This window comes from Cellvibrionales bacterium (assembly GCA_016713115.1).
Lineage (GTDB): Bacteria > Pseudomonadota > Gammaproteobacteria > Pseudomonadales > UBA7239 > UBA7239.
The window spans coordinates 1,294,880-1,306,916 of record JADJPU010000001.1; the positions used below are offsets into that span (position 1 = coordinate 1,294,880).

Here is a 12,037-nt window from a genome sequence, read left to right on the forward strand (position 1 = left end):
AGGTATGTCATGGTGACATCAATGTTGAGCCGTCTTGTCAAAGCGCCGACGATACGCGAGGAGTGGTTGAGCAAAGCGCTGGAACTCATCGCCATGCCTTTGTTGGGGCTGACGATTTTTCTGGTGATGTGGAGTGTGGCGGCTAGCCGCATTGATACCTCGCTGGGGAAGTTTCCTGGGCCATCTGCGGTATTAATGCAGGCACAGGGGTTGGTAAGCGAATTTCGTGACGAAAAAGGGCGTGAGCGGGCGTTCTACGAGCGGCAGGAAAAGCGCAATGCAGAACTGATATTGCGTGATCCGCAAGCCAAGCCGTCCATGAGCCCGTACAGCGGTGCGCCGACCTATCCAGAGCAGATCTTCACCAGCCTGAAAACGGTGTTCACGGGATTTCTGTTGGCGGCGTTGATTGCGATCCCCGTGGGTATTGCCATCGGGCTGAGTGGGTTTGTGTACCAAGCGGTCAACCCGATCATTCAGCTGTTCAAGCCGGTGTCCCCTCTGGCTTGGTTGCCATTGGTGACGATTGTGGTCGGTTCGGTGTATGTCAATGTGAATGACAGTGTGCCGAAGTCTTATGTCACATCGGCTGTCACCGTGATGCTGTGCTGCTTATGGCCTACCGCGATCAACACGGCTGTTGGCGTGGCATCGGTTAATCAAGATCTCGTCAATGTCAGCAAAGTACTGCAGCTAGGGCGTATGCAGCATGTGCGCCACATCGTGCTGCCGGCTGCCGTGCCGATGATTTTTACTGGCTTGCGTTTGTCATTGAGCACGGCATGGATGGTGCTGATTGCGGCTGAGATGCTGTCGCAGAATCCGGGTCTGGGCAAATTCGTATGGGATGAATTTCAGAACGGCAACAACAATTCTTTGGGCCGCATCATGGTCGCCGTACTCACTATCGGTGTGATCGGCTATGTGCTGGATCGCGGCATGTTGTTACTGCAACAGCGTGTGTCATGGGACAAGCAAGCAGTCCTGCGTTAAGCCGATCAGAAGGAGAACACAAAATGAAAGCATTACTCGAATTGACGCAAGTGGGCATCGACTTCAAGTCTGCCAAAGGCACATTCACCGCGTTACAAGATGTGAACTTAAAAATCAGTAAGGGCGAGTATGTGTCGCTGATTGGCCATTCCGGTTGTGGAAAATCCACGGTGCTTAACATCGTCGCCGGTTTGCTACGCGCGTCGCGCGGTGGCGTGATTCTCAATGGGCGCGAAGTCAATACGCCAGGGCCAGAGCGGGCTGTGGTGTTTCAGAATCATTCTTTGCTGCCGTGGTTAACGGCTTACGAAAATGTGGAATTGGCCGTCAAACAAGTATTTAAAGGTCAGAAAAGCAAAGCAGAAATGCAGTCATGGATAGAGCACAACCTGCAACTGGTGCATATGCAGCATGCCATGCACAAATTGCCGCATGAAATATCCGGCGGGATGAAGCAGCGCGTTGGCATTGCGCGTGCGTTGGCGATGCAGCCAGAAATTTTATTGATGGACGAACCCTTTGGCGCGCTGGATGCGCTGACGCGAGCACACATGCAGGATTCGCTGATGGAAATTCAGTCGGTGTTGAACAACACGGTAATCATGATCACGCACGATGTGGATGAAGCTGTATTGCTCTCGGATCGCATTGTGATGATGACCAATGGTCCATCGGCAACGATAGGAGAAATTCTCACCGTAGATTTGCCGCGCCCGCGCGACCGTTTAGCGCTAGCAGATGATCCGCATTACAACCATTTACGACATGAAGTGTTGCGCTTTCTTTATGAAAAACACGCAAAAGTTGAGGAGATAACTCGTCGTGAAAAAAAGCTAACGGCGTTGTTTAGCGGCGCCAATTCAAAAAAATCTGTTGCTTGATGCAAGGGGAATAGAGATGACTATTTGCAATAAAACAGCAGTTGCAACCGGTTTGGCAGCTGTCTGCCTATTGTTGGCAGACAGCGCAATGGCAGGCACGGATTTCATGGAGTCGTTAACGGGCGGCAAAGCCAGCGCGAATGTGCGATTGCGATTTGAAGAGGTGCATGACGATGCGTTCGAGGAAGAAGGCGAAGCGCTGACATTGCGCACGAGGTTGGGTTACGAAACGGCACCATTTTATAATTTTACTACTTTGGTAGAGTACGAAAATGTATCGACCTTAAACGGGATTGATGAATACCAAGAGCCCGCGCCGCCAGCACCCAAGGCAGCAGGAGCCGCCGTGATCGCAGATCCAGAAGTGAATGAATTCAATCGCGCGCAAATCAAATACCGCGGCATTCGCAAACTCGATTTAACTTTAGGTAGACAGTACATTTCGTACGACAACCAGCGCTGGATAGGTAATGTTGGATTTCGACAAGACGATCAAACATTTGATGCGTTTAGCGCGTCGTACACGGGGCTGAAAGATTTCACGCTTAACTATGCTTATGTTGTTGAGGTAAACGGCATTACGCCTGAGTTCGACAACAAAGTGAATGACCATTTTTTTAATATTCAGTACAACGGATTCAGTTGGGGAAAACTCACTGTGTATCACTATGATCTGCACAGCCAGAATGACAGTATTCGCGGACCGGAAAAAGAAATCGATGTGAATCCTGGTTTGCGTTATGTCTCAAATAAAACTACCGGCCTGCGCTTAGATGGCGGCTACAACTTGCCAACCACCATTCCTTTGCGTGCTATCTATCGCGTCGAGTTGGCGCAACAAGAAGCGCAAGTCATGGAGCCTGTAGTGGGAACACGCAGTCGCGAAACTACATACCGCACGGATTACGGCATGGCTGAAGTCGGCTTCAATTGGGGATTTGGTGGAGGCAATTTTGCACTGACGCCGGTTTTAGGTTACGAAGTGCTAAGTTCGGACAACGGCAAGTACGGGCTGCAAACGCCGTACGGCACCAAGCATGCGTTTAACGGGTTTGCCGATCAGTTTCTGGTTACGCCAAAAGAAGGTTTGGTAGATAAGTATGTCAACATCGGCTTTGACTGGAACCCGCAGAACATCAAAATACAGGCGCAGTATCACGAATATGAAACGGATCATGCCAATGCTGTGCGTAAAGGCGATCTGGATCTCGGTAAAGAGTACAGTTTGCAGGTGGTAAAAACATTTTCCCCGAACTGGTCCGTTGGGACAAAGATAGCGATCTATGACGAATCGCATGATGCGGATGATGTGTTGCGCTCGAATAAACGCGATACAGATAAATTGTGGGCTTGGGTGGAGTACAAATACTGATAAAAGTGTCTGGCAGCGGGCTAATACCCTGCCGCCAGAACACGATTGCGTTAAGTATTTTCTTCGCCGATCGCGTAATGAATTTTTGTGGTTTTCTGAATGATTTGTGCGACAGGACATTTTTTTGCGATATGTACTAAACGATCCACTTGCTCGGTGGTCAAATTTGCACTATTGCTGAAAGTAAAATTTTGTGTGAATTCAAATTCAGCGCCGTGATCTGTGTTGATTGAGCGCATGCTCACATCGACACCAATGGCTCCCAAGTTCCACCCTTTTCGATCGGCATACATGCGCAAGGTGGTAGCAACGCAGGAAGCCAAAGAGCCCAAAAGCAATTCTTGCGGGGTTGTATATTTGTCTTGCCCGCCAACTTCTGTCGGCTCGTCGGTGAAATACACATGATGGCGATTGCTGATTTGGGTGAGATAGTTTTCACCTTCCAAAATGGCATGTGCTTTTTCTTTCATTAGCATAATCGTGCCTCGTTTAATATGACGGTACGATGGACTGTATGCCAAAAAACTAGAGGTGACAATCTATTGCCGCGTGAAATACATACGGATTATTCACAGTGCATCCAATGCCAACCTTCTCGCTGCAACCCCATCTGTTTTGCCGCTACCGAGTTTTGGAATGGCAGGCACTTGCACATATTCGGCGGGCATCATCAGGGCGAGTGTATCGGAAGCGAGCATCATTTTGCGTAAATCATCTTCGTCAATATTGGCGGCGTAGAGCAACACGATGCGCTCACCTTTTTTCTCGTCGGGTATGTTTACGGCTAATAAATCAATCGCGTAATCCGGCGTGATGCTGGTGGTGGCAATCACGCGCTGCACAGCTTCTTCCACCGCCGCGAGTGAAATCATTTCACCGCCAATTTTGGCAAAACGCGAATAGCGATCGACGATAACTAAAAAACCATCTTCATCGAGATGGCCTTTGTCGCCCGTTTTGTACCAGCGCTGGCCGTCGATCTCGACGATGGCTTGTGCCGTTTTTTCTGCATCGTTGAGATAGCCGAGCATCACTTGAGTGCCGGCGATCAAAATCAAACCGTCTTCCTGTGGTGGCAGTTTTTCTAAGCTGTGTGGATCGACGATGCGAAACGCAGTGCCAGGTAGTGGCAAACCAACAGTGCCATTTTTTTGTCCGCGCTGTACGAACCAGTAGCGGTCATCGAGTTGATCGGGAATATTGACGCTGGCCACCGGCGTGGTTTCGGTGGCGCCATAACCTTCAAACAAATCGACATTGAATTTCAGTTTGAATGCATCGCGCACATCGGGCGCCAGTTTTTCTGCACCAGCCACTACCACGCGCAATGATTGCAACATCAGCGGATGAATTTTGGCGTTGCGCACATACAGGCGCAAGAAAGTGGAAGTGCCGCACAGCACGGTGGCTTTGTGGCGCGCAATGGCTTTGGCGGTGCCGAGCACATCGGTAGGGTCTGGATGGCACACGACTGGGATCCCTTCCAGCAGTGGCATAAAACTGGTGACGGTTAAACCAAACGAATGAAACAAGGGCAGACTGCCGACGATCACATCGTCGCGTCGTGTGTTCAACACATCGGACACTTGCACGCAGTTGGCGATGATGTTGCGGTGCGACAACACAACGCCTTTGGGTTTTCCTTCGCTGCCACTGGAAAATAAAATCGCAGCGGCATCATCTAAGTGATGATATTTTTTGCTGAACAAGCGATACAGCCAGCGTGCGGGCAGTAATAGCATCAAGGCAGCAAAAACCATTTGATAGGGCAGGATACTGGCTTTCATATCTTCGAGATAACGCAGGCGCACGCCAGAAAAAATAGTCTCTACCGCCACACCTTTTTGCTCCAGTTTTTTCAAAAACAAACGCGAGCTGTATACAGTTTGAATATCAGCGGCATCCAATGCAGCTTCAATGGCTTCTGCGCTGGCGGTGTAATTTAAATTCACCACGGTTTTGCCGGCGAGCAATGCGGCCATGTTGCCGATCAAACCGGCGCTTGAGGTGGGCAGTAGTAAACCGACGCGCTGTTCGCGGCTGAATGTTTTGATGCGCTGTGCAAACAGCAGCACGGCCATCAACAAACGAAAATTACTCAATTGCGTGCCGCTGCTATCCATCACGCTAATTTGGCGCAGATTGCGTTTCGCAGTGCGCAACCACGCGAGCGGCAGCGGATCCAACCAGTCGGTCTGTTGTTGCCACGCACCTATCGATAATTCAGCGACTTTTTGCTTCACCTGCGTGGCTTGCGTGGTGATCGGCAGCGTTTCGCCGAAAGCGACCAAAATATTGCGCTTGATACCGCGTGTGCGATTTTCGTGCAGCTTTTCGCTGGCACGCGACAAACGACTGCCCCACAAGCCGTGTAAATAAAACGGTACGATGCTGCCGTCTACGCCATCTACTGTGCGTTCAAAACCGTGGCGAAACTCACCGAGTTGGCCATTGCGGCTGATCGCGCCTTCGGGAAATAAGCACACCACCTGCCCATCTTTTAATAAACGATTGATTTCTTGTAAGGCGTTTTTGCTATTGCCGCTGGCGATGGGAATAGCGCCGACCGCTTTCAAAAATGGCCGCAAAAACCACAAGTTATAAATTTCGCGCTGCATCACAAAATGTATTGGGCGCGGGCAGGCAATTTGCACCATCGCCCAATCAATCCAACTGATGTGATTGCCGAGCAGCAACACGCCGCCGGTGCGCGGAATACGATCAAAGCCACTGACATCAATGCGATACGCGCCGCGAAACAGCGCGGTAAACACAATACGCACAAATGATTGCGGCAGTTGTGACACGGTGTAACCAGCGCCGATCACTGCCACAATGGTGAGCAAAACAAACATACCGCTGCTCGTTAAGCCAATCCAAGACGCGCTCGCCGTGACGGCGAGAAAACTCAGCATGGTGACATTTTGTACCCAGTTATTGCCGGCGAGTACGGTGCCAATTTTTTCTGCACTCGCTTGGTATTGAATCAACGCATTGAGAGGAATAATAAATAAACCGCCCGCTATGCCTATCGCCAACATCAACAGTGCCAGCGAAAAAGTGGTATGCAAAGCGGGCAAGATCGCCAAGCTGCACGCGATGCCAAGTGCGCCGACAGGAATCAAACCGGTTTCAATGTGATGGCGAGAAATGCGACCGGCAAACAGCGAGCCGATCATCACACCGATGCCGGTGATAGCGAGCATCGCTTGGATGGCGACGGTGTTGTGTTCTTGCAAGCGCTCTTCGGCAAAAGTAGGGAAAACCGCGATCAAGGATTGCGCCAACCCCCAGTAAGTCGACAGGCCGATAATGGACAACCAAATCACGCGCTGTTCGCGCAGCGTTTTGACATTGCGACGCAAATAGTCACCGCGAAAATATTGCAACACAGAAAATGCTTCGTGGCTTTTATCGGTAGAAAAATTAGGCAGCCGATAGGCAAGCACTAACTCAATCACACTGTTGCCCACCAACAACCAGCCCAGTGGCACCATGAGCTGCAACATGGCATCAGCTGTTTTTGCATCTGGGTGTGCCGCCAGCGTGCGTTCAAATAAAAAAGAAAACACAAACATGCCGGAGAGAATGGCGATCGTTGTTGTGGCTTGTACCACGCCATTGCCAGCGGCGATATTGTCGGTGCCGCCAACTTCACGGATGTAGCCGTATTTCGCTGGCGAATAAAACGCACTTTTCGCGGCGAGAATAAGTGTTAGGGCAAAGGCCGCACGAAACCAACCCTGTGCATAGCAAAAAGTAATCAGCAAGGTGACGACGACAGCAGCCCATGCGGCAATTTGCATCACGCGTGGTTTGGGGTAGCGGTTAGCTGCATGTCCTGCAGGAGAAAACAGCAGGATGAACGGCAGCAAAATCATGGCGTTGACCACGGCAATTAAGGCGCTTTGCGTGGTGCCATCAAAAATTTTGAACACGGTATTTTGAATCACAATTTTGTGGCCGAGATCCACAAAGGCGTTGAGAAACAGCATTGCCACATACGGCGTAAAGCCGCGTCGTCTGAATAAATCCCACATCGTTTTTCTCCTGTCTCGGTGCTGTTGCAGCAAGGTTTGACTGTAGCTTGCGCGAGGCAGACAATCAAACGAGCGCGAGAGCGAATAGCCGCGCGCAGGAGGCAAGCATGACGGGCAAGGCGAGTATCCATCTGGCGCGCGCTTATGATGATTTATCGCAAGTGCACGGCGCGCGTTTGTTGGTTGATAGACTCTGGCCGCGCGGCGTGCAAAAAGAGCATCTGCATTTGAGTGAGTGGATACGCGATATTGCGCCGAGCAATGCGCTGCGCCAGTGGTTTGGACACGATCCAGATAAATGGCAAGCCTTTCGCCAACGCTACACTGCCGAGTTGGATAGCAATCCAGAAGCGGTGGCGCAGTGTGCCGCTTGGCTACATAAAGGTGCGGTGACGCTGCTCTACGGCGCGAAAGATCGCGAACACAACAACGCCGTGGTGTTGGCAGATTATTTAGCGCATCATGTTAAGAAAAAAAGGAAGTCGTAAACGCCATGTCAGTCAGTGACACACAAAAACCTACAGCGCGTTATGCCTCGCCGGTCTGTTATGCGGCTGATGTAGAAAGTGGTGTAGATGAGCAGCAGCAGCGTGACCTCGCGCGGTGGCGCAAAGCCGAGCGCCAACGCCAGCGTGAAATACGCCGCGCGTTAACGCCAGAGCAGCGTCAAACTTACGCACAGGCGATTGCTAAAAATATTGACGCGATCCTGGAAAAAAAATATGTCGATTTGCGCGGCAAAGTGTTGGGCGGCTATTGGCCGATTCAAGGTGAATTAGATTTAGTGTTTTGGTTTCATGCGCTGCACAAACGCGGCGTGCGCATTGCTCTGCCGATCACCGAGCAGCAGGACGCGCCGTTAATTTTTCGCGCGTGGACTCCTGATACGGTGATGAAAAAAGATTGCTGGCATATTCCCATTCCGCCCGCAGAAAATGCGCAACTCACGCCAGATATTTTGTTGGCGCCCTGCGTAGCATGGGATGCCGCCGGTTTCCGTTTGGGTTACGGCGGTGGCTATTTTGATCGCACGCTGGCAGCGTTAGCGCCTAAACCGTTTGTGATTGGCGTGGCGATGCAAGCCGCGCAACTGCCGACTATTTTTCCGCAGATTTACGATATTGCTATGGATGCGATCGTGACGGAAGCGGGGGCTTTGTTTCCCTGACGAGTGAGACTTCGCATTACAACTTTTACAGTGGAGTTGATTACTGAAGTGAAAGTTAAAAAATCACCGGCAGATTGGGTGGTTGAGATGGATAAAGCGTTAACTGTGGTTTACATTTCTTTGGTTGTTGCCTATAGTTGACCCATGATTGATGTTCTAAAAAGCAGTACTTTCAATGATTGGCTGAACAACCTAAAGGATTTGCGTGCTCGCGCCAAAGTACAGGCTCGAATAGACAGGGTGGCTACTGGCAACTTTGGAGATGCAAAATCTGTTGGTGATGGCGTGAGTGAGCTGCGTATCGACTATGGGCAAGGTTACCGCGTGTACTTCCTGCGGTATGGAGTTGTGCTGGTAGTGTTGCTTTGTGGTGGTGATAAAAGCTCACAAGCTGCTGACATTGAAAAAGCCAAACGTTTAGCCGCTCAGTGGCGGGAGGAATCAAAATGACAGAAGTATTTAGCCGTTATGACACCGCCGAGCATTTACGCACCGAAGAAGAAGTCGCGCTATACCTAGAGGCGTGTTTAGAAAATGCCGGCAATGATCCTGCTTTCATCGCACAAGCCCTTGGGGTAGTAGCGAGAGCAAGAAACATGAGCCAGCTAGCCCGCGATGTAGGTATATCGCGTGAAGGGTTATACAAAGCTCTTTCTACTAATGGCAATCCCAGCTTTGCTACGGTGATGAAAGTGGCAAATGCACTGGGGCTAAAATTAACATTCCAACCCCAGCACCTGCCTACTACATAACCCTCCCTCTTGCTTTGCGCTGGCTATGCAAGCGGCACAACTGCCGACTATTTTTCCGCAGACTTACGATATTGCTATGGATGCGATCGTGACGGAAGCGGGCGTGCACAACGCCTAAATTGTGGAGAGTGGTTTTTAGCTACTGCCAGAAAATATCTTTGAGTATGTCGCTGGCAATTTGGCGGTTACTTTTGATGATTTCATCGGCCAGTAAACCGTAATCATTTTTTAGCCAGTAATTGACGGGTTGCGTGGCGCTGTCGTAGCAGTATTCGCCGCTGTATAGCGTTTTATTGTTGCGCGCATCCACCAATTTTGTATGGGCCGTCATCGAGAAGTGCATCATTGGTACGCGTCCTGTATCGGATTCAAAGCCAGCTGTTTTCACTTCAATATGCAACACGGTTTGGTAGCCCCATTGTGTAGCTAGTTGCTCAATGGTTTGATTTTTTTCTGGTGTAGGCAGGATGCCGTGACTGATGTCGTAGGTAGCGAGCGCAGCTTGTTTTTGGCTTTGCTCATCCACGGTGGCGACCAGCGCACCATTGAGGTCAGCGCTTTGCAGCGTTTGATTAATTTGGGTTTTGAGCTCGTCCAGTGTTTCATCTGGGATCAGCGGCTTACTGCCTGCGCGACCGCCTTTCACGATGGCAGCGGGCACCACAAACGGCGTGCAGACAACGAGCACCAAGGGCGCTAGCGTGCCTGCCCCTAGCGCGCTGTCGAGGCAACCATCCAAGCCATCAAGTGCACCTGTGCCTGCGCCTTTCAGTGCGCCACTTGCCCCGCCCTGACGGATGTCGCCATGAAAGTAAGCCTCGTGCGCGTTGCTGTTGCCATAGAGATAGACCCTGCCCAGTTGTAGGCGCTGCTCTGAGGTGAGCGGGGCAGAGGTATTGGTACAGGCAATAAGCAGGAATAAAGACAAGAGAAAGAGCAATGAACGATAGACCATGGTGCGCATCTTGCGGTGGAGGGATGGAGGGCTGCGCTAGAATACACGCTTCATGTTGCGCGGAAATCGGCGATGGAATACGAGGCACAGGTCGAACAGTTTTTTCACCAAAGCATCAGCGCCAAGATGGATTGTGCTGATGTGGTGATTGCGCCCTTGGTGCGCGCTGCCGCATCCCTGACGGAGTGTCTGTTGGCGGATGGCAAGATCTTGGTATGCGGGGACGGCAGCTCGGCGCTGATCGCACAAATGTTTGCCGTGACATTGATGAATCAAGGCGAGCGCGAACGCCCAGGTTTGCCCGCCGTAGTGTTAGATAACAGCACAGCATTGTTGGGTGCGATTGAAGGCGATTACGGTGTCAGTGAGGGTTTTGCGCGGCAGATACGCGCCATTGGCCAGCCTGGGGATCGCTTGGTGTTGTTTACTGGCACAGGTACTGCCGCCAGTTTGCTCAATGCGGTGGCAGCGGCACACGAGCGCGAGATGACTGTCATCGCGATCACCGCGCACGGCGGTGGACATCTGCCGGCACTTTTAGCCGAGCGTGATGTCGAAGTGAGCGTGCCGGTAGCAACGCGTTTTCGTATCCATGAAAATCATTTGCTGCTATCGTTCGCGCTCTGTGAATTGGTCGAAAATCAGATGTTTGGAGGTTTGTAATGTTGCGTTTAATTTCAGCGTCTTTGCTGATGGTTTTGTTGACGGGTTGTGCCGCGGTGATGGATGCCAGCAGCGATGGTCCACTGCGTCAAAATCAAGGCACACGCACTTTTGGCACAGTGTTAGATGACGACCATATCGAAGATGTGGTGGAAGTAAATATCAAAAAAGTATCACCAGAGATGCGCAAAGGGCATATCAGTGTGGTGAGCTTCAACGGTGTGGTGTTGTTGGTGGGGCAGGTGCCTAGCGAATCGCTGCGCACGCGTGCCGCTGATGCTGCGTCCAAAGTGAAAAAAGTGCGTCAGGTACAAAATGCGCTCACCGTTGGTCCAAATATCAAGTTTGGTGCACGCAGCAACGACAGCTGGCTGACCACGAAAGTGAAAACCGGCTACGCATTTAACAACGATGTAAACGGTCAACGCGTCAAAGTCGTCACGGAAAATAAAGTGGTGTATTTGATGGGTTTGGTGACGCAGCGTGAGGGCGAATTGGCAGCCTCTTCTGCGCAGCGCACACGCGGTGTCACGCGCATTGTGAAAGCTTTCGAGTACATCAACTGAGTCTTCGTTAGGCAATAAAAAAGCTGCCAGTGTGGAATACGCTGGCAGCTTTTTTTATATCCGTTGGTTGGGGTTGTTACAGCTCCAATTGTGATTGACTGCCCAACGCGCGGGTAATTTTGTCCGTGAGACGCTGCAATTCACTGCTGTCACCGGTTTGTTGCAACAGCTCGTGCGCAATATTTAATCCGACCAACACGGCGATGCGCTCGGTGCCGATCACATTGCCGCTGGAGCGAATGGCGCGCATTTTGTCATCCAAATAGCGCCCTGCTTTCAACAAGCCTTCTTGTTCTTCTGGAGGGCAAGCGACTTGGTAATCGTTGTCGAGTATGCGCAAGCGTACGGTGGTTGGTGTGCTCATGGTTGTCGCCCCGTTTACTGTTGTGTACTGGCGCCGTATTCCTGCTCCAGCGCTTTCAAGCGTTCGATCATGGCTTCCACGCGTGTGCGCGCCAACTCATTTTTTTCGATCAGGCGCCCGCGTTCTTTGCGCCAAGCATTTTCTTGCGAGCGCAGTGAGCGATTCTCTTGTTCGAGTTGGTGGCAGCGGTAGATCAATTGATCAACTTGGTGTTCAAGTGCCGCGAATTGTTCTCTGCTCATTGCTCGTGGCCTGAAGGTGATTACGCGCCGTACTATAAGTG

At 51.1% G+C, this 12,037-nt stretch carries 14 protein-coding genes; 9 read left to right on the top strand and 5 right to left on the bottom strand.

Annotated elements, in window-relative coordinates; translation table 11 throughout:
* Positions 1-21 precede the first annotated feature (21 nt).
* The 3 genes from IPK30_06315 to IPK30_06325 are packed head-to-tail and all read left to right on the top strand — an operon-like array spanning position 22 to position 3,246.
* Complete coding sequence (locus IPK30_06315) at positions 22-993, top strand: ABC transporter permease (protein MBK8102898.1); 972 nt, start codon at positions 22-24, stop codon at positions 991-993.
* Positions 994-1,016: 23 nt separating this feature from the next.
* Positions 1,017-1,874 (top strand): ABC transporter ATP-binding protein, encoded by an 858-nt coding sequence (locus IPK30_06320; protein ID MBK8102899.1) that lies wholly within the window; start codon positions 1,017-1,019, stop codon positions 1,872-1,874.
* A gap of 16 nt (positions 1,875-1,890) precedes the next feature.
* Positions 1,891-3,246 carry an alginate export family protein gene (locus tag IPK30_06325; protein MBK8102900.1) on the top strand — a complete coding sequence of 452 codons (1,356 nt, stop codon included), beginning with the start codon at positions 1,891-1,893 and terminating at the stop codon, positions 3,244-3,246.
* A gap of 50 nt (positions 3,247-3,296) precedes the next feature.
* On the opposite strand, the gene IPK30_06330 is transcribed toward IPK30_06325, so the two are convergent.
* Together IPK30_06330 and IPK30_06335 are read right to left on the bottom strand one after the other, a co-directional pair.
* The gene (locus IPK30_06330) at positions 3,297-3,716 is read right to left on the bottom strand and encodes an OsmC family protein (GenBank protein ID MBK8102901.1); all 420 of its coding nucleotides are present in this window, start codon (positions 3,714-3,716) and stop codon (positions 3,297-3,299) included.
* 99 nt (positions 3,717-3,815) lie between these two features.
* Positions 3,816-7,286: an acyl-[ACP]--phospholipid O-acyltransferase gene (locus tag IPK30_06335; GenBank protein MBK8102902.1), complete on the bottom strand. Its 3,471-nt coding sequence runs from the start codon at positions 7,284-7,286 to the stop codon at positions 3,816-3,818.
* 107 nt (positions 7,287-7,393) lie between these two features.
* Between IPK30_06335 and IPK30_06340 the strand changes: the two genes are divergently transcribed.
* The 4 genes from IPK30_06340 to IPK30_06355 all read left to right on the top strand — a co-directional run bounded on the left by IPK30_06340 (position 7,394) and on the right by IPK30_06355 (position 9,206).
* Entirely contained in the window at positions 7,394-7,774 is a 381-nt protein-coding gene (locus IPK30_06340) for a DUF488 family protein (GenBank protein ID MBK8102903.1), read from the top strand.
* 5 nt (positions 7,775-7,779) lie between these two features.
* Positions 7,780-8,454, top strand: a complete 675-nt coding sequence (locus IPK30_06345; GenBank protein MBK8102904.1) for a 5-formyltetrahydrofolate cyclo-ligase — start codon at positions 7,780-7,782, stop codon at positions 8,452-8,454.
* 144 nt (positions 8,455-8,598) lie between these two features.
* Positions 8,599-8,904 carry a type II toxin-antitoxin system RelE/ParE family toxin gene (locus IPK30_06350; GenBank protein MBK8102905.1) on the top strand — a complete coding sequence of 102 codons (306 nt, stop codon included), beginning with the start codon at positions 8,599-8,601 and terminating at the stop codon, positions 8,902-8,904.
* Positions 8,901-9,206, top strand: coding sequence for a putative addiction module antidote protein (locus IPK30_06355; GenBank protein ID MBK8102906.1), 306 nt, complete (start codon positions 8,901-8,903; stop codon positions 9,204-9,206). Before IPK30_06350 ends, IPK30_06355 begins: the two co-directional genes overlap by 4 nt.
* A gap of 139 nt (positions 9,207-9,345) precedes the next feature.
* On the opposite strand, the gene IPK30_06360 is transcribed toward IPK30_06355, so the two are convergent.
* On the bottom strand, positions 9,346-10,161 hold the full coding sequence (locus tag IPK30_06360; protein ID MBK8102907.1) for a hypothetical protein: 816 nt from the start codon (positions 10,159-10,161) through the stop codon (positions 9,346-9,348).
* A gap of 72 nt (positions 10,162-10,233) precedes the next feature.
* Between IPK30_06360 and IPK30_06365 the strand changes: the two genes are divergently transcribed.
* Both IPK30_06365 and IPK30_06370 read left to right on the top strand, forming a co-directional pair.
* Positions 10,234-10,824 carry an SIS domain-containing protein gene (locus IPK30_06365; GenBank protein MBK8102908.1) on the top strand — a complete coding sequence of 197 codons (591 nt, stop codon included), beginning with the start codon at positions 10,234-10,236 and terminating at the stop codon, positions 10,822-10,824.
* On the top strand, positions 10,824-11,390 hold the full coding sequence (locus IPK30_06370) for a BON domain-containing protein (GenBank protein ID MBK8102909.1): 567 nt from the start codon (positions 10,824-10,826) through the stop codon (positions 11,388-11,390). Before IPK30_06365 ends, IPK30_06370 begins: the two co-directional genes overlap by 1 nt.
* 76 nt (positions 11,391-11,466) lie before the next feature.
* Here IPK30_06370 and IPK30_06375 read toward each other — a convergent pair whose 3' ends face one another.
* Both IPK30_06375 and IPK30_06380 read right to left on the bottom strand, forming a co-directional pair.
* Positions 11,467-11,754 (bottom strand): cell division protein ZapA, encoded by a 288-nt coding sequence (locus IPK30_06375; protein ID MBK8102910.1) that lies wholly within the window; start codon positions 11,752-11,754, stop codon positions 11,467-11,469.
* Between the two features lie 14 nt (positions 11,755-11,768).
* Complete coding sequence (locus tag IPK30_06380; GenBank protein MBK8102911.1) at positions 11,769-11,996, bottom strand: TIGR02449 family protein; 228 nt, start codon at positions 11,994-11,996, stop codon at positions 11,769-11,771.
* Positions 11,997-12,037 lie beyond the last annotated feature (41 nt).

Excerpts from the sequence above, each read along its gene's own strand:
- IPK30_06320 (MBK8102899.1), top strand. The coding sequence starts at position 1,017 with ATGAAAGCATTACTCGAATTGACGCAAGTGGGCATCGACTTCAAGTCT.
- IPK30_06345 (MBK8102904.1), top strand. The coding sequence starts at position 7,780 with ATGTCAGTCAGTGACACACAAAAACCTACAGCGCGTTATGCCTCGCCG.
- IPK30_06355 (MBK8102906.1), top strand. The coding sequence starts at position 8,901 with ATGACAGAAGTATTTAGCCGTTATGACACCGCCGAGCATTTACGCACC.
- IPK30_06375 (MBK8102910.1), bottom strand. The coding sequence starts at position 11,754 with ATGAGCACACCAACCACCGTACGCTTGCGCATACTCGACAACGATTAC.
- IPK30_06380 (MBK8102911.1), bottom strand. The coding sequence starts at position 11,996 with ATGAGCAGAGAACAATTCGCGGCACTTGAACACCAAGTTGATCAATTG.
- IPK30_06360 (MBK8102907.1), bottom strand. The coding sequence starts at position 10,161 with ATGGTCTATCGTTCATTGCTCTTTCTCTTGTCTTTATTCCTGCTTATT.
- IPK30_06335 (MBK8102902.1), bottom strand. The coding sequence starts at position 7,286 with ATGTGGGATTTATTCAGACGACGCGGCTTTACGCCGTATGTGGCAATG.
- IPK30_06340 (MBK8102903.1), top strand. The coding sequence starts at position 7,394 with ATGACGGGCAAGGCGAGTATCCATCTGGCGCGCGCTTATGATGATTTA.
- IPK30_06365 (MBK8102908.1), top strand. The coding sequence starts at position 10,234 with ATGGAATACGAGGCACAGGTCGAACAGTTTTTTCACCAAAGCATCAGC.
- IPK30_06330 (MBK8102901.1), bottom strand. The coding sequence starts at position 3,716 with ATGAAAGAAAAAGCACATGCCATTTTGGAAGGTGAAAACTATCTCACC.
- IPK30_06315 (MBK8102898.1), top strand. The coding sequence starts at position 22 with ATGTTGAGCCGTCTTGTCAAAGCGCCGACGATACGCGAGGAGTGGTTG.
- IPK30_06370 (MBK8102909.1), top strand. The coding sequence starts at position 10,824 with ATGTTGCGTTTAATTTCAGCGTCTTTGCTGATGGTTTTGTTGACGGGT.
- IPK30_06350 (MBK8102905.1), top strand. The coding sequence starts at position 8,599 with ATGATTGATGTTCTAAAAAGCAGTACTTTCAATGATTGGCTGAACAAC.
- IPK30_06325 (MBK8102900.1), top strand. The coding sequence starts at position 1,891 with ATGACTATTTGCAATAAAACAGCAGTTGCAACCGGTTTGGCAGCTGTC.